This is a genomic window from Flavobacterium koreense (assembly GCF_054776075.1).
Genome location: NZ_BAAHCF010000029.1, coordinates 247,841 through 268,356 on the forward strand (window position 1 = coordinate 247,841; position 20,516 = coordinate 268,356).

At 32.8% G+C, this 20,516-nt stretch carries 20 protein-coding genes and 1 tRNA gene; 15 read left to right on the plus strand and 6 right to left on the minus strand.

Going from position 1 to position 20,516, the window contains the following annotated elements; genetic code table 11:
• Positions 1 to 45 precede the first annotated feature (45 nt).
• Positions 46 to 1,800: an ABC transporter ATP-binding protein gene (locus ACYU7A_RS09330; protein ID WP_460575991.1), complete on the minus strand. Its 1,755-nt coding sequence runs from the start codon at positions 1,798 to 1,800 to the stop codon at positions 46 to 48.
• Positions 1,801 to 1,858: 58 nt separating this feature from the next.
• Positions 1,859 to 2,605 carry a tRNA pseudouridine(38-40) synthase TruA gene (gene truA / locus ACYU7A_RS09335; protein ID WP_460575993.1) on the minus strand — a complete coding sequence of 249 codons (747 nt, stop codon included), beginning with the start codon at positions 2,603 to 2,605 and terminating at the stop codon, positions 1,859 to 1,861.
• A 137-nt stretch (positions 2,606 to 2,742) separates the two neighbouring features.
• Between truA and ACYU7A_RS09340 the strand changes: the two genes are divergently transcribed.
• On the plus strand, positions 2,743 to 3,237 hold the full coding sequence (locus ACYU7A_RS09340; RefSeq protein ID WP_460575995.1) for a metallophosphoesterase family protein: 495 nt from the start codon (positions 2,743 to 2,745) through the stop codon (positions 3,235 to 3,237).
• A gap of 181 nt (positions 3,238 to 3,418) precedes the next feature.
• Here the strand turns inward: ACYU7A_RS09340 and ACYU7A_RS09345 are convergent, their stop codons facing one another.
• The gene (locus tag ACYU7A_RS09345) at positions 3,419 to 3,832 is read right to left on the minus strand and encodes a DUF4293 domain-containing protein (protein WP_344814957.1); all 414 of its coding nucleotides are present in this window, start codon (positions 3,830 to 3,832) and stop codon (positions 3,419 to 3,421) included.
• 182 nt (positions 3,833 to 4,014) lie between these two features.
• Here ACYU7A_RS09345 and rho point away from each other — a divergent pair, with 182 nt between their 5' ends.
• Complete coding sequence (gene rho, locus ACYU7A_RS09350; RefSeq protein ID WP_460575997.1) at positions 4,015 to 5,763, plus strand: transcription termination factor Rho; 1,749 nt, start codon at positions 4,015 to 4,017, stop codon at positions 5,761 to 5,763.
• A gap of 281 nt (positions 5,764 to 6,044) precedes the next feature.
• On the opposite strand, the gene trxB is transcribed toward rho, so the two are convergent.
• A complete protein-coding gene (trxB, locus tag ACYU7A_RS09355; RefSeq protein ID WP_460575999.1) occupies positions 6,045 to 6,992 on the minus strand; it encodes a thioredoxin-disulfide reductase in 948 nt (315 codons plus the stop codon).
• Positions 6,993 to 7,144: 152 nt separating this feature from the next.
• Here trxB and ACYU7A_RS09360 point away from each other — a divergent pair.
• Positions 7,145 to 7,219: transfer RNA gene (locus ACYU7A_RS09360), tRNA-Pro, on the plus strand.
• Between the two features lie 100 nt (positions 7,220 to 7,319).
• On the opposite strand, the gene ACYU7A_RS09365 is transcribed toward ACYU7A_RS09360, so the two are convergent.
• Positions 7,320 to 8,153, minus strand: a complete 834-nt coding sequence (locus tag ACYU7A_RS09365) for a GIN domain-containing protein (RefSeq protein WP_460576001.1) — start codon at positions 8,151 to 8,153, stop codon at positions 7,320 to 7,322.
• Between the two features lie 66 nt (positions 8,154 to 8,219).
• The gene (locus ACYU7A_RS09370; RefSeq protein WP_460576003.1) at positions 8,220 to 8,672 is read right to left on the minus strand and encodes a DUF4442 domain-containing protein; all 453 of its coding nucleotides are present in this window, start codon (positions 8,670 to 8,672) and stop codon (positions 8,220 to 8,222) included.
• A 198-nt stretch (positions 8,673 to 8,870) separates the two neighbouring features.
• Between ACYU7A_RS09370 and ACYU7A_RS09375 the strand changes: the two genes are divergently transcribed.
• The 12 genes from ACYU7A_RS09375 to ACYU7A_RS09430 all read left to right on the plus strand — a co-directional run bounded on the left by ACYU7A_RS09375 (position 8,871) and on the right by ACYU7A_RS09430 (position 20,497).
• Entirely contained in the window at positions 8,871 to 9,326 is a 456-nt protein-coding gene (locus ACYU7A_RS09375) for a DUF4870 domain-containing protein (protein WP_460576005.1), read from the plus strand.
• 69 nt (positions 9,327 to 9,395) lie between these two features.
• Positions 9,396 to 9,725, plus strand: a complete 330-nt coding sequence (locus ACYU7A_RS09380) for a PadR family transcriptional regulator (RefSeq protein WP_035126226.1) — start codon at positions 9,396 to 9,398, stop codon at positions 9,723 to 9,725.
• A 5-nt stretch (positions 9,726 to 9,730) separates the two neighbouring features.
• On the plus strand, positions 9,731 to 11,476 hold the full coding sequence (locus tag ACYU7A_RS09385; protein WP_460576007.1) for a PspC domain-containing protein: 1,746 nt from the start codon (positions 9,731 to 9,733) through the stop codon (positions 11,474 to 11,476).
• A gap of 2 nt (positions 11,477 to 11,478) precedes the next feature.
• The gene (locus ACYU7A_RS09390; RefSeq protein WP_460576009.1) at positions 11,479 to 12,213 is read left to right on the plus strand and encodes a head GIN domain-containing protein; all 735 of its coding nucleotides are present in this window, start codon (positions 11,479 to 11,481) and stop codon (positions 12,211 to 12,213) included.
• Between the two features lie 284 nt (positions 12,214 to 12,497).
• The gene (locus tag ACYU7A_RS09395; protein ID WP_460576011.1) at positions 12,498 to 13,403 is read left to right on the plus strand and encodes a TIGR01777 family oxidoreductase; all 906 of its coding nucleotides are present in this window, start codon (positions 12,498 to 12,500) and stop codon (positions 13,401 to 13,403) included.
• 483 nt (positions 13,404 to 13,886) lie between these two features.
• Positions 13,887 to 14,405, plus strand: a complete 519-nt coding sequence (locus tag ACYU7A_RS09400) for a nucleotide exchange factor GrpE (protein ID WP_460576696.1) — start codon at positions 13,887 to 13,889, stop codon at positions 14,403 to 14,405.
• Between the two features lie 67 nt (positions 14,406 to 14,472).
• Positions 14,473 to 15,594, plus strand: coding sequence for a molecular chaperone DnaJ (gene dnaJ / locus ACYU7A_RS09405; protein WP_460576013.1), 1,122 nt, complete (start codon positions 14,473 to 14,475; stop codon positions 15,592 to 15,594).
• A gap of 163 nt (positions 15,595 to 15,757) precedes the next feature.
• On the plus strand, positions 15,758 to 16,678 hold the full coding sequence (locus tag ACYU7A_RS09410; protein ID WP_344814944.1) for an ABC transporter ATP-binding protein: 921 nt from the start codon (positions 15,758 to 15,760) through the stop codon (positions 16,676 to 16,678).
• A gap of 88 nt (positions 16,679 to 16,766) precedes the next feature.
• Entirely contained in the window at positions 16,767 to 18,074 is a 1,308-nt protein-coding gene (locus ACYU7A_RS09415; protein ID WP_460576016.1) for an ABC transporter permease, read from the plus strand.
• A gap of 5 nt (positions 18,075 to 18,079) precedes the next feature.
• The gene (locus ACYU7A_RS09420) at positions 18,080 to 18,481 is read left to right on the plus strand and encodes a hypothetical protein (RefSeq protein WP_460576018.1); all 402 of its coding nucleotides are present in this window, start codon (positions 18,080 to 18,082) and stop codon (positions 18,479 to 18,481) included.
• Positions 18,482 to 18,637: 156 nt separating this feature from the next.
• Positions 18,638 to 19,801: a sigma-54-dependent transcriptional regulator gene (locus tag ACYU7A_RS09425; RefSeq protein ID WP_460576020.1), complete on the plus strand. Its 1,164-nt coding sequence runs from the start codon at positions 18,638 to 18,640 to the stop codon at positions 19,799 to 19,801.
• Positions 19,802 to 19,876: 75 nt separating this feature from the next.
• A complete protein-coding gene (locus ACYU7A_RS09430) occupies positions 19,877 to 20,497 on the plus strand; it encodes a DEAD/DEAH box helicase (protein ID WP_460576022.1) in 621 nt (206 codons plus the stop codon).
• Positions 20,498 to 20,516 lie beyond the last annotated feature (19 nt).

Sequence of the window (20,516 nt, forward strand, 5' to 3'; positions counted from 1 at the left end):
AGTTTTATTTAATTTTTATCAAATATAATAAAAACGAAATGGTTTTTAGATTGCTTCCGAAAATTGTGAATCGTACAAGTTTTTGTAATAACCGTTTTCTTTGGTAACCAATTCTTGATGCGTTCCAGATTCTACAATTTGACCTTTGTCCATAACTATGATTTTGTCAGCATTTACAATGGTTGCCAATCTATGCGCAATCACTATAGAAGTTCTATCTTTTGTAATAGTTTCTGTTGCTCTTTGAATCAATTCTTCAGAATAGGTATCAATAGAAGACGTGGCTTCATCCAAAATAAGAATACTCGGATTACTAACATAAGCACGTAAAAAAGCAATCAATTGGCGCTGCCCAGACGATAACATCACGCCGCGTTCTTTTACATTATAATCATAACCGTCAGGCAAACTCATGATGAATTCGTGAACACCAATTTTCTTGGAAGCTGCAATAACTTCTTCACGAGAAACATTAGTATTATTTAAGGTAATGTTGTTATAGATTGTATCAGCAAATAGGAATACATCTTGCAAAACCACAGCAATTTGAGCACGTAAACTTTCTAAAGTAAAGGTGTTAATATCTTGGTTATCAATAGAAATTGTTCCCGAATTGATTTCGTAAAAACGATTTAACAAATTAATAATTGTAGATTTTCCTGCGCCAGTTGAACCTACAATCGCAATAGTTTCACCCGATTTTACTTCTAAAGAAATGCCTTTTAAAACTTCCTCATCTTTTATGTAGCTGAATCGAACGTTTTCAAAACTGATGTTTCCAGCAAAATGTTTGGCTTCAATAGTTCCTGTTTGTTGCACATCTTCTTCGGTGTCTAAAATATCAAAAACTCTATTGGCAGCAATCATTCCCATTTGCATTTCGTTGAATTTATCTGCAATTTGACGCAACGGATTGAACAACATTCCGATGAACATTGTATAAGAAAATAAATCTCCAAACGTAGTAAATTTGTCACCATCTAAAATATGAAAACCTCCATAAAGCACTACAAAACCTAATGTTAAAGACGAAATAATATCTGCGATTGGAAAGAAAATGGAGTTATATAAAATGGTTTTTATCCAAGCAACATTGTGTTTTTGATTGATGTCTTTAAATTTTTGATATTCAATATCTTCACGATTAAACAGTTGCACGATTTTCATTCCTGTAACACGTTCTTGTACAAACGTATTCAAATTTGCCACTTGATTTCTTACTTCTTCAAAAGCCACTTGCATTTTACGTTGGAAGATTCTTGTGATGTAAACCAAGATTGGCATAGCTGCAATTACAATCCAAGTTAGTTTCCAGTTCATGTAAAACATGATGATTAGACAAGCCAACATTTTTAGCAAATCACTGATAATCATAAACAAACCTTGACTAAAAATTCTAGCAATTTGTTCGATATCAGAAACTGAACGCGTAACTAATTGTCCAACAGGTGCGTTGTCAAAATATTTCATTCTAAAACTCAACATGTGTTTGAAAAGTTTAGTTCGAATGTCTTTGATAATATTTTGCCCCAGAAGATTTGCCCAAAAAACAAAGAAAAACTGAAAAACGCCTTCTAATAATAATACAACTCCCATCAATGAAACATAAAGTAACAACCCATTTTGATCATGAGGTTTTATGTAATGGTCAACGGTTTGTTTCAATAAATATGGTCGTAATGAAGCGAAAACCGCTAACAAAACTGCAGCAGCAATTACGCCATAAAAAACTGTTTTATAGGGTTTGGTGTATTTTAAAATTCGTTTAAATAAATTTATGTCGAACGCTTTTGCTTTCATTAATTTAATATTAGATTTTAGATATCAGATTTTAAATATAAAAAGTGATGTCTATATTCTATTCTTTATTTTCTAAAAAAGGATATTCCACTTTTGTCAAATACAATCCGTGTGCAGGAACTGAAAATCCAGCTTTTTTTCGGTCTTTGCTTTCAATTATTTGAATAAAGTCTTGCAAAGATACTTTTTCTAATCCTATATTTACCATAGTTCCAACAATTGCTCGAACCATATTTCTCAGAAATCGATCTGCTGAAATTGTGAATACTAATCGATTGTCATTCTTGGTCCAATTAGCTTCAAAAATTGTACAATTAAATGTATTTACATCGGTATGAACTTTTGAAAAACATTCAAAATCAATATAATTGAAAAGTATTTTGCATGCATCATTCATTTTGTCAAGGTCCAAATTATTTTGATTGTACCATGAATCGTCACTTTCGAATGCATCTTTTTTGGTATGGATATGGTATTCGTAAGTTCGTTTTGTTGCGTCAAATCGGGCATGAGCTTCATTGTGAACTATATGAATATTCAAAATGGCAATGTCTTTTGGTAAAAATGAATTGAGTTTATGACTTAAATATGGAATATCAATTTCTTGGTCATAATCAAAATGCGCAAACATTTGTTTTGCATGAACACCAGAATCCGTTCGACCAGCTCCAACAAGTTCAATATCTGTTTTCAAAATCGTAGAAAGTGCTTTGGTCAAAGTTTCTTGAACAGAAGTTGCGTTTGGCTGATATTGCCATCCGTGATAGTTAGTTCCTTTGTAAGCAAATTCTAGAAAGTATCTCAAAATTTAGTATTCAGTGTTCAGTTGGCAGTGTTCAGTTTAAAACACTTTTGCAAATTTACAAAGATTTTAATAGATTGAATGTTTAAAGTTTTCCTAAATAATTAACTTTGCGACTTAGTGCCTTTGCGGCAAATAATATGAAAAAAATCCTTTTACTTTCTGATACGCACAGTCATATTGATGATACAATTTTAAAATATGTAAATCAAGCAGATGAAGTTTGGCACGCAGGCGATATTGGTGATTTGGTTGTAACCGATACCATTAAAAAACTAAAACCACTTCGAGCAGTCTTCGGAAACATTGACGACGACAAAGCTCGAATGGAATTTCCTTTAAATAATCGCTTCTTGTGTGAAGGTGTTGATGTATGGATTACACATATAGGCGGTTATCCGGGAAAATACAATCAAGCGGTTCGTGAGGAATTGAAGTTAAATCCACCAAAATTATTCATCTGTGGACATTCGCACATATTAAAGGTGCAATTTGATAAAAGTTTGAATTTACTTCACATGAATCCAGGAGCATGTGGTATTTCAGGATTTCACCAAGTGCGAACAATGTTGCGATTTGAAATTGATGGCAATAAAATTCAGAATTTGGAGATTGTGGAAATAGGGAAGAGGTAGTATTCAGTAATCAGTAATCAGTGTTCAGTAATCAGTGTTCAGTAATCAGTGTTCAGTAATCAGTGTTCAGATTGTTTGTAATCTTATTATAATCTGTGAATCTGTGGCTACTATTTCAAACAAAAAAATCCCAAACTTTCGTTCAGGATTTTCTTCGCACTAATAAACTAAGTTTATAGGTTTATCTCAATCGGTCAACAGATTTTACGAGATCTTCATCCTTCTTGATGGCTTTGTTGGCCAAAACCAGCATAACGATAGAAATGATAGGTAGAAACATCCCAATACCTTTCTCAGAAACTACAGGAGTTTCTCCAGATAAATTTAGTGAACGATAAACAAATAATCCTAATAAAATTAAATTTAATATCATATTCAATCTGTTAAAAACAAATTGTTGTTGTCTTTTTTTAAAGGATATTATACTTAATACTGTTAAAGCAGTACTCAATCCAAACAAAACTTGGTATAGCATTTTACTCATAAAATAGAATTCTTTTCCATCTTCAAATTTCCAAAGCGGAAACACAAATGGAAGCACTCCTACAAGAATGAATACAATAGCTAAATAAACGGTTTGAATTCTTTGTAACATTATTACTTATTTATAACGCAAAAATATATTTTCTTTTTTTAAAAAACTATTGCTTGATAGAAAATTATTCGTATTATTGCATAACAAATCCGTAAGTACTTCAAAAACACGGATGTTCCAATAAAAAAATCACCACACATTTTGTATTGTCATTCAATCCATTAAAATATATATAAACATTTATGTTTGATAGTTCTGCATTAAAAGGAATGAAGTTATCTGAACTTCAAGAAATTGCCAAATTGGCTAAAACCATAAAATTTAACGGTGTAAAGAAAGATGCTTTAATTGAGCAAATCTTACAACATCAAGCCGCAACTTCATCTGATAGTTCTCAGGAAAAAGTAGCTGCACCAAAAGAAGAGAAAGTAAAAAGAGCTAGAATCGCTCCTGAAGCTTCTCCGAAAATTGAAAAAAAATCGAAAGACTTATTTTCTGAAACTCCTGTTGAACAGTTAGAACCTTCAGTTCAGGAAGAAGTCGCTCCAGTAAAAGAAGTTACTTCTAAACCAGAAAAATTTCAAAAGAAACCTAAGTTTGTAAAACCTGCAAAGGTTACATCAGAGGATAATACAGCAGAAAGTACTCCAAAAGAAGAAGAAACTTCAACTGAAGGAACTCAACAAGCTACAGAAAATGCTCCTGTAAAACATCAAAATCCTAATCAGAAGCATAAAAACCAAAATCCTAATCAAAACCCAAACCAGAATCCTAATCAAAACGGTAATGGTAACGGAAATCCGAATCAGAATCCAAATCAAAACCCAAATTTTAAGAATAAAAACAAACCCAACTTCCGCGATGCCGATTACGAGTTTGACGGAATCATTGAAAGTGAAGGTGTTTTAGAAATGATGCCCGATGGATATGGATTTTTGCGTTCTTCAGATTATAATTACTTAGCTTCGCCAGATGATATTTATCTTTCAACATCGCAAATTCGTTTGTTCGGATTAAAAACTGGTGATACTGTAAAAGGAGTAGTGCGTCCGCCAAAAGAAGGTGAGAAATTTTTTCCATTAGTAAGAGTTTTAAAAATAAATGGTCACGATCCGCAAGTCGTTCGTGATAGAGTTTCGTTTGATCATTTAACACCAATATTTCCACAAGAAAAATTCAGAATTGCCGACAGACAAGCCAGCACTTCAACAAGAATAATCGATTTATTTTCACCAATAGGTAAAGGACAACGTGGAATGATTGTGGCACAACCAAAAACAGGTAAAACAATGTTGCTAAAAGACATCGCCAATGCCATTGCTGCCAATCATCCAGAAGTTTATTTAATCGTTTTATTAATTGACGAACGTCCAGAAGAGGTAACCGATATGCAACGAAGCGTTCGTGGAGAAGTTATCGCTTCAACTTTCGACCGTGAACCAATGGAACACGTTAAAATTGCCAATATTGTTCTTGAAAAATCTAAACGATTGGTAGAATGTGGTCACGATGTAGTGATTCTTTTAGATTCGATTACACGTTTGGCAAGAGCTTACAATACGGTTCAACCTGCATCAGGAAAAGTACTTTCAGGTGGAGTTGATGCCAATGCATTGCAAAAACCAAAACGTTTCTTCGGAGCAGCTCGTAATGTAGAAAACGGTGGTTCGTTAAGTATCATCGCAACAGCATTGACTGAAACTGGTTCGAAAATGGATGAAGTAATCTTCGAAGAATTCAAAGGAACAGGTAATATGGAGCTACAATTAGATAGAAAAATTGCTAATCGTAGAATTTTCCCAGCCATCGATTTAACGTCTTCAAGTACGCGTCGCGACGATTTATTATTAGACGAAAACACATTAAAACGAATGTGGATTCTACGTAAATTCCTAGCCGACATGAACCCAGTAGAAGCAATGGATACCATAAACGATAAAATCAAGAAAACTAGAAATAACGAAGAGTTTTTAATTTCTATGAATGATTAATTTCAATTATTCAATATGTAATAACCGAGCAGCAATGTTCGGTTTTTTTGTTTTTAGGAGCGAAAGGCTTGGGAGTTTTTGGTTTCCGTGTTCCTGCTATCCATTACAATCTCGTCCCAAAAGACGAGATTTTCATTTCTATCAGGGCTAAATAGTAATCTTTAAACACTAAATTCAGTTTTCAAAAGACTTTTTTCTAAATAAAAAAGCCATTCCATAAAGGAACAGCTTCTGTAATTTATTTTTTGAAAATCTTCGCGCCTTAGCGTCTTCGTGGCAAATTACTCCTTTGCAGCTAAATATCTTTCAGCATCCAAAGCCGCCATACAACCAGTTCCAGCAGCAGTAATGGCTTGTCTGTAAACGTGATCGGCAGCATCACCACCCACAAAAACTCCAGCAACATTAGTTTTAGAAGTTCCAGGAATGTTTACAATATAACCTGTTTCGTCTAATGTTAAATAGTCTTTAAAAATATCCGTATTTGGTTTGTGTCCAATAGCTACAAAAAATCCAGTTGCAGGAATTTCAAGTTCTTCGTTTGTAGTTTTGTTTAAAGCTTTTACGCTAGTAACAACTTGACCATCACCTAATACTTCAACTGTATCGTGGTTCATTAAAATTGTGATATTTTCAGTATTTCTAACACGTTGTTCCATGATTTTAGAAGCTCTAAATTTCTCACTTCTTACCAACATAGTAACTTTTTTACACAGTTTAGATAAGTAATGCGCTTCTTCACACGCAGAATCTCCAGCACCAACAATTACAACTTCTTGGTTTCTGTAGAAAAATCCGTCGCAAACCGCACAAGCAGAAACTCCGCCACCCATATTCAAATAATGTTGTTCAGATGGAAGACCTAAATATTTTGCTGTTGCACCAGTTGAAATAATTACGGTTTCGCAGTGAATTTCTTTAGAATCATTTACCCATACTTTGTGAATTTCTCCAGAGAAGTCAACTTTTGTAACCCAACCATCACGAACATCAGTTCCAAAACGTTTGGCTTGTTCTTCAATACCAATCATCATTTGTGGTCCAGTAATTCCTTCAGGATTTCCAGGCCAGTTTTCTACTTCATTGGTAGTGGTTAATTGTCCACCAGGTTGCGTTCCTTGATAAAGAACCGGATTCATATTAGCTCTAGCTGCATAAATTGCCGCTGTATAACCAGCAGGACCAGAACCTATTATAAGACATTTTACTTTTTCTATTGTATCAGACATGACTAGTTTGTTTTTATGAAATGCAAAGGTAAGTTTTTCTTAAAATATTTTAATGTAAAGTAGTTGACAAAAAACTATTTTAATATAAATTTTAATTATTCTTTGAAAAGATTTTGAGAAGTAATTTTTAGTATTATATTTGCACTCGCTTTCGGGGTGTAGCGTAGCCCGGTTATCGCGCCTGCTTTGGGAGCAGGAGGCCGCAGGTTCGAATCCTGCCACCCCGACAAAAGTCTTTTCATTTATTTGAAAGGACTTTTTTCTTTTTAACAAATTCAATATTTATTTTTAAAAATAAAAAAACCGAGCTAAACTCGGTTATAATAATTATTTCGTTGGTTTTTTCCTTAAAATAGCACTGTCAACAAATCGTTTCAATTCTACTTTTTGATCACCATACAATTCAATTTCCGATTTTCCTGAAGCTTCTATAATTATATTTGAAGTACATAAAACACTAACATTAGTGTATGATTCCGATATGACGGAAACATTTTTTGAAGTTAATTTTTTTCCATCAAATGTTGCATTATTGTCTAAACGAAGTTTTAAATCGTCAACATCTCCTTCTACAACTGCATCCGTTTTTTGATACATATCAAAAGTTAAATCTTTTGAAGTGATTAAAGCTTTTAGTTTAGCGTTTTTACTCAACGTTATCGAAGATTTATCCGCTTTTGAATTCAATTCAATTTTAGATTTATCATCCATAATTAAAGTAAAATTCTTCGCTTTTGAATTAATGAACAACTTAGATTCGTCATAACTTTTAAGAGTAATATTTTCTAACTCTATGTCTGCAAGAGCTGTCACACTTGATTCGTTTCTAGTAATTATTGATTTAAAAGTATCTGTATATGTAATTCTGACGCTTAATTTTTTATAACCAAAAGCATTTTTTAAAGTTGATAATTTTAAAGTTGAACCATTTAAAACAATATCAATAGCATCATGTAAATTATCGTCGGCTTCAATTTCTAATCCACATTCAGTTCCTTTTACAATAAAAACTTCGATGTTATCTAAAACTTCGATAGCTTCAAAAGGTTCTATTTTCTTAATTTCTGTAGTTACAATTTTTGAACCTTTTACTTTTTCTTTCTTTTGAGAATAGGAGAGAGTAGTTATCAATAATAAGGTAAGGAAGATTGTTTTTTTCATTATGTATTTAATTTGAGGTCAAATTTATGAAAAGCAATGTTAATAGAATTATAAAATCTATCATAATTATTTCACACGGACACTCCATTCGAAATCCATTTCAGAAACTTGGTCACCTTTTTCATCAACGCCTATTGATTTTAGCCAAAGTGTTTGTCCTTCTCCAGTTGCTATGGTTTTCTTGATAGCATCTTCAATTATAGTGCCATCATTGCAAGTAAATGTTATTCTTCCTTTAGCTTTTTTGGTAAAGTTTCCTTTGTTATTGGCAACTAACATCGAAATATTTTTACCGCTCTTCTTTATTTGATACATAACTAAAGCACCAGTAGTAAGCTCAGCTGCCATAGCTTGAATCGCAAAATACATTGAATTAAACGGATTCTGATTAAACCAACGGTGTTTTACTGTCGCAACACATTTTTCAGGTGAAATGTATTTTGTTCTTACTCCGCACCAAAATGCAGAAGGTAATTTGAAAAATAAAAAAGTATTCAATTTTGAAGGTGAAAATTTCATGAAGTATTGATTTTGTTGTAAATATACAAAAAATACTATGCACTCATACTAAAACCTTAATGTTAATAAAATGTTAAATTTAAGTACTTTGTAATGCATAATACCTTTTTTTGGTTGTATCTTTGTATAAGAAATTAATAAGCTATCTATAGTATTGTTGAAATCAAATTTTAATCATCAATCAAAAATCAAAATAAAATGACACCAACTAACGAACGTACCATTGCATCAGTAACACATTTGAGTTCCTTTGCTCAATATGTTTTTCCATTAGGAAATTTTATTGCTCCTATAATTATATGGAGTGCTAAAAAAAATGATTCTGAATTTGTAGACTATAACGGAAAACAAATTTTGAATTTTCAGTTAAGCGTTTTTATGTATAGTTTAATTTTAGTTTTAATTTCTTTACCGCTTTTAATCTATGGATTTGTAGATTTGATAGGAACCAATTGCACCTTTAGTAATTTTGAAATTGAATTCAATAGTTTTAGAAATCAAGAAATCACAACTTTCATCGGAATCGCAATTGTAGCATTTGTACTTTTTATGTTTCTAAAAGTATTTGAATTTATACTAATTATATATGCCGCAGTAAAAGCTTCCAATGGTGAGCGTTATAAATATCCTTTAACAATACCATTCTTTAAATAATAAGTTTCAATCATCAATAAAATCAATCAAAAAAAATGAACAGTTTAATTAAAAAATCAAAATCGAATTATGAACATTGAAAACACAAAAGCCCAAATGCGAAAAGGTGTTTTAGAGTTCTGCATCTTATCTGTTTTAAAAGAAAAAGAAGCCTACACATCTGAAATACTAGACACTTTAAAAAACGCAAAATTGCTTGTAGTAGAGGGAACAGTTTATCCGCTATTGACAAGATTAAAAAATGACGGTTTACTCAACTATCGTTGGGAAGAATCAACTTCAGGTCCGCCAAGAAAATATTATGAGTTGACCGAATTAGGAAAAACATTTTTAAACGAATTAAACGGAACTTGGACAGAACTTTCTGACGCCGTAAACATCATAACCAATCAAAAATAACAATCATGAACAAAACAGTAAATATTAATATAGGTGGTTTATTCTTTCACATAGATGAAGATGCATACCAAAAGTTATCAAGATATTTTGATGCTATAAAACGTTCACTTTCAAATTCATCAGGTAAAGATGAAATCATGAAAGACATTGAAATGCGTGTAGCTGAGCTTTTTACAGAAAGACAAAAAAGCGACAAACATGTTATCAATAATGTTGATGTTGATCAAGTAGTTGCCGTTATGGGACAACCAGAAGATTATCGAATTGACGATGATGCTGAAGCTTCTAAAAACGAACCATTTTATGTTCCAAATAAAACTAAAAAATTATACCGTGATAAGGATAGAGGTTTAATTGCAGGTGTTTGTACAGGTTTAGGTCATTACACAGGAATTGACTCTGTTTGGATAAAAATAATTTTCTTAATTTTTGCATTAGTAAGTTTTGGTTGGTTTTTAATTGTGTATTTAATCCTTTGGATTGCAACTCCAAAAGCCATTACAACTTCTGAAAAATTAGAAATGACAGGCGAACCGGTAACCATTTCAAACATTGAAAAAAAAGTTAGAGAAGAGTTTGAAAACGTTTCTGATAAAATAAAAAATGCAGATTACGACAAAATGGGAAACCATATAAAGTCAGGAGCTGAATCAGCAGGTTCTAAATTAGGAAATGCTTTTACATCAGTTTTTGGAGCTTTTGCCAAAGTTTTAGGTGCATTAATAGTTGTTTTTTCATCATTTTTATTTTTAGTTGTTGCGGTAGTTTCAGTGGTGATGTTATTTTCATCTTCAATGCCCGATAATAAAATAGTTGAATTTATCAAAACGCCCATAGGATTAGAAACGCCAATATGGGCGCAAGGAATTTTATTCTTTCTTGCTGCAGGAATTCCATTGTTTTTTCTTATCATTCTAGGTTTGAAATTATTAGTAACTAATTTAAAATCAATTGGAAATATTGCTAAATACAGTTTGTTAGCCATTTGGATTATAGCAATAGGTATTTTAATTTCTTTAGGAATCAGCGAAGCTAATCAGTTGGCTTATTCGGGAAAGGCTTTAGATAAACAAAATATAACTGTTGCAGCAACGGATACCTTAAAAGTAAGATTTGCCTACAATGATTTTTATTCAAAAAGAATTGACGATAGAAGCGATTACAGAATTGTGCAAGATTCACTTGGAAATGAAGTAATTCATTCAACAAACGTTACCATTCATTTGAAAAAAACGGATAAAGCTTTTCCATATGTTCAAGTTGAAAAATTAGCCCAAGGAAAATCATTTGCAGAAGCCAATCAAAGAGCTCAAAAAATTAAATATAGCTACAAAATTGTTGGTAACGAATTAATTCTAGACAACTATTTTATTACAGAGACAAAAAATAAATTTAGAGGTCAAATGGTTGAGGTTTATCTTTATTTACCAGAAGGAATTGTGTATTATCCAAGTGAAAATGTAGAGCAATATTTAAGTGGAAACAACGCTGATTTCGATTACTATTATGGTCCAGAAGGATATAAATATAAAGTGAATGGTTCAGAATTAGATTGTTTAAATTGTCCAGACGATGACTCTCAAAATAATGATGCAGAAACAGAAGATATCAATGTTATTGAAGAAAATGATTCTATCAAAACGGTTTCAGTAAAGGTAAATGGTAAAGAAGTAATTCAAACCACAACAGGAAAAAATGAGCCAGGAAGCTTAACAATCAACAAAGACGGAATAATCATTAAAACTAAATAATCATGATAAAATTTATAGTTTTTTGTACAAAAATATTGGTTGTAGCGATTGTAGCTTTATTGTTCTCGTCCTGCAAATACAATATGGGAATTGAAGGAAACGGAAATGTGACAAAAGAAAAAAGAATCATATCCGATAAGTTTACCAAAGTTGAAGTAAGTCACGGAATTGAACTTATTGTAGAGCAAGGAGAATCAGTAATGGTTGAAGTTGAAACCGATCAAAATCTTCAAAAACAATTGATTACCAAAGTTGAAAACGGAACGTTAGTTGTTAAATTTGAAGGTAATATCAACAATACAAGTGCTGAAACAGTAAGAATTCGTATGCCTAAAATTGAAGGTATTTCTGCAGATAGTGGAGCAGAAGTCACAAGCAAAAACACTTTGTTAGGAAATACAACCATCATATTAGAAGCAGATAGTGGTTCAAATATCGATGTCGTTTTAGAGTATGATGCTATTGAACTTCATGCTGATAGCGGAGCAGAAATTAAAGCAGAAGGGAAAGCATTAAAACTTAAAACTCATGCCGATAGTGGAGCTGAAATTGATGCTTCAAATTTATTAGCAAACGAAGTAACTTCTCACGCAGATAGCGCAGCTTCAATAACTGTTCATCCAATTGTAAGTTTAAATGCTGATGCCGATAGTGGAGGTTCAATTGAATACAATTCCAAACCCAAAACCATCATAAAAAAAGAAGATTCTGGAGGAAGTGTATCTTCAAGTATTTAGAATTTATTTATAGTTTTAGTTGTACCGAAAATCCCAGCGAAAGTTGGGATTTTTAATTTAATCCGAACTCGTTTCAGATTCTCAAGAACTCGTTTCAGTTGATTTTGTCACACTGAGCGCAGTCGAAGTGCTTTTAAATTCGTGTAATCTGTGTTAAATTCATTCGTGGCAATTTGTGCAATTCGTGGCAACTTTATTAAATATAATTATTCAACAAAAGTTAAACCAATACCAATTAACTTAGATTTTAGAATCATAAATCGTAATTTTGAATAAAAAAGAAAATGAAAGTTTTAATTACAGGTGCAACAGGTTTAATTGGAAAAGAATTGGTAGCAGTGCTTCTCAAAAACAATCATACCGTTCACTATCTTACAACATCGTCACAAAAAATCCAAAATAAAGACAATTACTATGGCTTTTATTGGAATCCACAAGAAGGAAAAATTGATGATAATTGTCTCGATGGTGTCGATACTATTGTTCACCTTGCAGGTGCATCCATTTCACAAAGATGGACCGATTCTTACAAACAAGAATTAATTGAAAGTCGCGTTTTGTCTGCCAATTTACTGTTCAATTTACTCAAAAAAGCACCACATCAGGTAAAACATTTTATCTCAGCATCTGGAACAGCCATCTATCCTGATAGCTATTCCAACATTTATGACGAAACATCAACCCAAATAGACAATACATTTCTCGGTCATGTAGTTCAAAAATGGGAGGAAAGTGCTAATCAATTCAAATTACTAAATTTAAAAGTCACCAAACTTCGCACGGGAATCGTTTTTTCCGAAAAAGGCGGTGCGCTTCTAGAAATGATAAAACCTATCAAAATGTATGTTGGTTCAGGTTTTGGTTCAGGAAAACAAATGCAATCTTGGATTCATTTAACCGATGTAGCTAATCTTTATTATTTTGTGATTCAAAATCAAACGGAAGGTATTATCAATGCAGTTTCACCGAATCCTGTTAGTAATCAAGAGTTAACAAAAGCCATCGCAAAACAACTAAAAAGACCTTTGTTTTTGCCAAATGTTCCTCAATTTGTTATGAAATTAATCCTCGGCGAAATGCATATTCTGCTTTTCAACAACAAGAATATTCTTCCAAAAAAAGCCCAAGAAATCGGTTTTAAATATCAATTTCCAACACTTAACGAAGCGCTTGAAAACATCATAAAATAAAAAAAGTTCTAGTTTTTGCTAGAACTTTTTTCAACTTGAATTAATAATATCTTTTGCTTTTCAGCGAATCATAACCTTTTATAAATTCAAATATAACGATTTCGAGGAGCAAAACTCTTAAAGTTTTATTAAAGTTTTTAAGAAGCATCACTTCAGGCATTTTTTAATCCATTTTCGCGCTGTCCGAGTTACATGGTAACTTCTCCCATCACGGCTAAACTCCATCTTTAGGTTTCTAAATTCAGTTTTTCACGAGATATTATTCTTAAATATCAATTAAAATCTTTGTGTTCTTCTCGATTTCTTTGTGACTTTATGGTAAAAATTTGTGACAATTTGACATTTTTAAAGAAATGGCAGTACTTTTGCAAACTAAATCTTCGTGATAAAAAGTCAATAATGAACATCAAAAATATATTTAAAAACAAAAGCACAATGAGTACTGAAAATACTGATAAAGAAATTCTTGAAAATGAAAATGAAATGGCAACTCAATCTGAAGGAAACCCTACAAATGAAGCAACGCCAGAAGTTGAAGCAGCAGAAGAATTAACCGTTGAGCAAAAACTAGAGGAAGAATTAGCTAAAGAAAAAGATAAATTTTTACGCCTTTTTGCCGAATTCGAAAACTATAAAAAACGTACTTCAAAAGAGCGCATCGATTTATTCAGAACTGCCAATCAAGAAGTTTTACAAGCCATGTTGCCAGTTCTTGACGATTTTGACAGAGCTATGACACAGATTGCCAAATCTGATGACGAAGTGCTTTTAAAAGGAGTAGAATTAATTCACGAAAAATTAAAATCAACACTAGTTTCCAAAGGATTAGAAGAAGTTGAAATAAAAGCAGGTGACTCCTTTGACGCCGATTTCGCAGAAGCAATTACCCAAATTCCAGCACCATCAGACGATTTAAAAGGTAAAATTGTCGATGTCATAGAAAAAGGATACAAATTAGGAGACAAAATTATCCGTTTCCCAAAGGTTATTTTAGGACAATAATATATTTTTATGTATTAAGTTTTCTGCATTGTCTTACTACTTAATACTTAAATCTTAATACAACAACATGAAAAAAGATTTTTACGAAATATTAGGCATCACAAAAAGTGCCTCACCAGAAGAAATAAAAAAAGCTTATCGAAAGAAAGCCATAGAATTTCACCCTGACAAAAATCCAGGAAATGCTGAAGCAGAAGAAAATTTTAAATCTTGTGCAGAAGCTTATGAAGTTTTAAGCGATCCAAACAAAAAAGCAAAATACGACCAATACGGACATCAAGCATTCGATGGCGCTGGAGGTTATGGTGGTGGCGGTCACATGAATATGGATGATATTTTCAGCCAATTCGGTGATATTTTTGGTGGCGCTTTTGGTGGCAGCGGATTTGGTGGTTTCGGAGGAAATTCTGGAGGACAACGTCGCGTAAAAGGAAGCAATCTTCGTATCAAAGTTAAATTAACTCTGGAAGAAGTTGCCAATGGTGTTGAGAAAAAAGTAAAAGTTAAAAGAAAAATCCAAGCTCCGGGTGTTCGTTATAAAACCTGTTCGGCATGTAATGGTCAAGGTCAGGTTTTGAGAGTAACCAATACGATTTTGGGTAGAATGCAAACCGCAACGACTTGTCCAACATGTGGTGGCGCAGGGCAAACAATTGAAAGCAAACCCAACAATGCCGATGCGCACGGAATGATTCTAGAAGACGAAACTGTTTCAATCAAAATTCCAGCAGGAGTTGTTGATGGCATGCAGCTAAAAGTTTCCGGAAAAGGAAATGACGCACCAGGAAATGGAATTGCAGGTGACTTAATTGTAGCCATTGAAGAATTAGAACACGAATTTTTGAAACGTGAAGGTGAAAATCTTCACTACGATTTATATATAAGTTACCCAGAAGCAGCTTTAGGAGTTTCTAAAGAAATTGAAGCAGTAAACGGAAAAGTTCGTATCAAACTAGAAGAAGGAATCCAATCGGGTAAGATTTTACGATTAAAAGGTAAGGGAATTCCGAGTTTAAACAGCTACGGAAGTGGTGATTTATTAGTTCACGTAAACGTTTGGACACCAAAGACATTAAACAAAGAACAACGACAATTCTTTGAAAAATCGCTAACGGATGATAACTTTATTCCGCATCCAGAAAAGAGCGATAAATCTTTTTTTGAAAAAGTTAAAGATATGTTTTCATAATTATAAAATTATTTCTACATTTGACTAATTACTTGGAAACAGGTAATTTCTTTTTCATAGCAATTTTTCCCATCCTTGTGTCAAAATAAGGGTGGGTTTTTTTTGTAACAAAAACTTTCAAATAGCTACTAATTCTGTACTTTTACACAAATTAATTTTCATAATGAGCAATATACTTGAAGTAAAAAATGTCGTAAAGCAATATGGTGATTATACCGCGCTAAACGAAGTTTCTCTTTCAGTTCCAAAAGGCAGCATCTACGGACTTCTTGGTCCGAATGGCGCCGGAAAAACATCCTTAATTAGAATCATCAACCAAATTACAATGCCCGATAGTGGTGAAGTAATCCTAGATGGCGAACCTTTAAAACCAGAACACGTTGCCTTCATCGGATATATGCCAGAAGAACGAGGCTTATACAAAACCATGAAAGTTGGTGAGCAATGTTTATATTTAGCACAATTAAAAGGTTTATCTAAGCAAGAAGCCAAAACGCAATTAGATTATTGGTTTGATAGACTAGAAATTCAAGGTTGGTGGAACAAAAAAATGCAAGAACTTTCCAAAGGAATGGCTCAGAAAGTACAATTTGTGGTTACTGTTTTACATAAACCCAAATTATTAATTCTAGACGAACCTTTCTCAGGATTTGATCCAGTAAATGCCAATTTGATTAAAGACGAAATCATCGAATTGAACAAGCAAGGAACATCTGTAATTTTTTCAACACACCGAATGGAAAGCGTTGAAGAAATGTGCGATTACATTGCGTTGATTCACAAATCCAATAAACTGATTGAAGGAAAACTAACTGATGTCAAAAAACAATTCAGAACCAACAGTTACGAAGTCGGAATTCTAAGCAACAATATCGAAGGTTTAATGTATGATTTATCACAAAAATTCACACTTTCTCAAACCGATTTTAAATCACTAAATGACGAATTAAAACTAGAAATCAACCTTGGAACCGCAACTCCTAATGAATTACTAAACACTTTAATTCAACGTGGGCAAGTAACCCATTTTATGGAAAAAATCCCAAGTGTAAACGATATTTTTATTAAAACTGTAACGGAATAAAAAATCAATTTTCAAATCCCAAATTCCAAGAAAGAAGCAAAATAAATTTTGGAATTTGGAATTTTAAATATTGGAATTTAAAATATATATGAGCAAGCTACTACTAATCATAAAAAGAGAATTCATTGCCAAAGTTCGCAATAAATCCTTCATTGTAATGACGTTTTTGAGTCCTTTGTTATTTGTCGGAATTGGAGTTTTTGTTGGTTATTTGAGCCAAATGAAAGCCGATTTAAAAACCATTGCCATACACGACGAAACCGGAAGATTTGTCAATGATTTCAAAAGCGATGAAGAATACAAATACTTAAATTTATCCAACGTAGATTTAAAAGTCCTAAAGGATAGCATCATCAGCGAAAGCTATGAAGGCCTTTTAATTATTCCAAAATCTACTGATAATACTTCACTTCAAAAGAACATTCAATATGTTTCTAATGATAGTCCAGGTGTTATGTTCGTGGAAGATATTGAAGACGTGATAGCTAAAAGAATTACGGCTGAAAATTATCAAAAACAAGGTTTAGATACCTTAAAAATCAATCAATCGAAAGCAGATGTTTCTATAAAACTAAACAAAGCATCGGGTGAAACTGCCTTGAAAGGATTAAACGAAATCAAAATCGGAATCGGTGGCGCATTTGGATATTTAATCATGATGTTTATAGTTATTTACGGAAACATGGTTATGCGAAGCGTTATTGAAGAGAAAACGTCTCGTATTATTGAAGTCATCATTTCGTCAGTAAAACCATTCCAGTTAATGATGGGAAAAATTATTGGAACCTCATTAGCAGGAATTTTGCAATTTCTTATTTGGGCATTACTTGGTATGACAGCGATGTTCATCATGTCGTCCATTTTTGGTGTTCAAATGGGAGCAACAGCATCAGTACAAACACAAGAAGCAATGCAAATGGCTCAAAAAGGAATGGGTAGCGATATTCAAATGTATATTAAAGAATTATGGAATTTGCCAATAGCGACAATTCTAATATCTTTCATTATTTATTTCATAGGAGGATATTTTCTTTATAGTTCATTTTACGCATCCATTGGAGCTGCGGTTGACAACGAAACCGATTCACAACAATTCTTGTTACCTATAATAATGCCTTTAATCTTGGGAGTTTACATCGGATTTTTCACCGTAATAAACGATCCACACGGAACAGTGGCAACCGTTTTTTCAATGATTCCACTCACATCACCAATCGTAATGATGATGCGAATTCCTTTTGGTGTGCCTTGGTGGCAAATTGCAATCTCAATGACCTTACTTTTTGGTACATTTCTTGGTGTAGTTTGGTTTGCAAGTAAAATTTACCGCGTCGGAATTCTAATGTACGGTAAAAAACCATCTTGGAAAGAACTTTATAAATGGCTTAAATATTAATTAAAATGAAAACCTTTTTTCGATTATTCTCTGTAGCAACTATATCTATTTTGCTTCATTCGTGTGTTGGATATAATCCTCATGAAATTTTTACTCCTTTAAAAACTGATTACAAAGATAATTGTCCATCACCACCAACCGAAGTTCAATTACTTTTTGAAGGCGAACCAGTCAATTTTGAATACGAAAGAGTCGGTTTAATAGAAGTACAAGCAGAATATACAGGAAGAGAAGAAGACCAACTAAAAACACTTACTAATCTAGCAAAATCAAAATGTTGTGATGCCGTAATAGGAATTAAAAAAGGTTATGTAACAAGAGAAATGGGATTGGTTTTTACAACAGAACCTAATCAAACTTTTCAAGCGGTATCCTTTTCAGGTATTGCTGTTATAAAGAAAAAGTAAAATTATTTGAAGCGAATGGCTCGGGCTTTATCAGTAATCCTTGTTCCTGCTTTCCGCGTTACACGGTAACTGCTCCAATCAGGGCTAAGAGAAAAACCATTTTAATTTTTGTTACCTTTGAACTCTCAACATCCAATTTACAACATATAAAAGAGTATGTCAAAAATATTAATCATAGAAGACGAAGCATCCATCAGAAGAGTTTTAACCAAAATCCTTTCTGAAGAAAATGATACTTACCAAGTAGAAGAAGCCGAAGATGGCGTTCAAGGACTTGAAAAAATAAAAAATTCCGATTACGATTTAGTTCTTTGCGACATCAAAATGCCAAAAATGGACGGTGAAGAATTATTAGAAGCCGTAAAAAAAATCAAACCCGAAATTCCAATCGTAATGATCTCAGGTCACGGCGATATGGAAACAGCTATCAATACTATGCGTCTTGGCGCATTTGATTACATCTCAAAACCACCAGATTTAAATCGTCTTTTGAACACCGTTCGAAATGCTTTAGACAAAAAACAATTGGTTGTTGAAAACAAAATTCTGAAGAAAAAAGTCAGCAAAAACTACGAAATGATTGGAAATTCAGAACCAATCAATCACATCAAACAAATGATTGAAAAAGTAGCTCAAACTGACGCAAGAGTTTTAATCACTGGACCAAACGGAACTGGAAAAGAATTAGTAGCTCATCAATTGCACGAAAAAAGCGAAAGAGCGTCTTATCCATTAATTGAAGTAAACTGTGCTGCAATTCCATCAGAATTAATTGAAAGCGAATTGTTTGGTCACGTAAAAGGTGCTTTTACTTCTGCAGTTAAAGATAGAGCAGGAAAGTTCGAAGCAGCCGATGGCGGAACTATTTTTCTTGATGAAATTGGCGATATGAGTTTGGCTGCACAAGCTAAAGTTTTAAGAGCTTTACAAGAAAGTTTAATTCAAAGAGTTGGTGCTGATAAAGATATAAAAGTCAATGTTCGTGTAGTTGCTGCAACAAACAAAGACTTGAAAAAAGAAATCGAAGAAGGACGTTTCCGTGAAGATTTGTACCACAGATTGGCTGTAATTTTAATTAAAGTTCCAGCATTGAATGACCGACGAGATGACATACCTTTGTTAATCGAACATTTTGCCTCAAAAATAGCTGAAGAACAAGGAAACGCACAAAAAACATTTTCAACTGAAGCTACCAAATTATTACAAGAATACGATTGGACAGGTAACATTCGTGAATTAAGAAACGTAGTAGAACGCCTTATAATATTAGGAGGAAACGAAATTTCTGAAACAGACGTGAAGTTATTTGCGAGTAAATAAATTGTTGTCAGTTATCTGTTATCAGTCACTAAAAAGAACTGACAACCGACAACCGACAACCGACAACTAAAAGAAATGCAATTAAAAAAAATAAACCCAAACTTACAGCAAGCACTAATTGAAAACGATTTAATCGAAGCCAATGAAATGCAACAAGAAACATTTTCTACAATTAAAAGTGGAAAAGACGCTGTAATTCAATCACCAAGTGGAACAGGAAAAACTACAACTATTGTTTTAAATGTGATTCAGCGATTAGAAAAAACCCACGACGAGAGTACGCGTGCCTTAATCATTGTTGAAAACAAAGAGCGAGTTCTAGAAATGGAAGAACTTTTCTTAAAATTCGGAAATTATACGGATTTAAGTATTTTTGGAGTTCACGATAAAGGCGATACCGATTATGACAAAAATGTAATTTCTATGGGTTTAGATATACTTATTGGAACACCAAATAAAATCAACGCCTTATTTTCGTCAGCAGGATTCAATATGAATACAATAAAAATGTTTATCGTTGATGATGCTGATTTATTATTCAAGCAACGAATGGATGCCATCATTTTGCGCCTTTCAGCAAGTGTAGAAAAAACACAACGCATTTTCTTTTGCTCAGAAATTACAGAAAGAGTTGAAGTATTAGCAGATAAAATTATGATTGAACCGCTTTTCTTCGAAATGGAAGACGAGGAGTAGTTTTTAGTTTTCAGTCGCA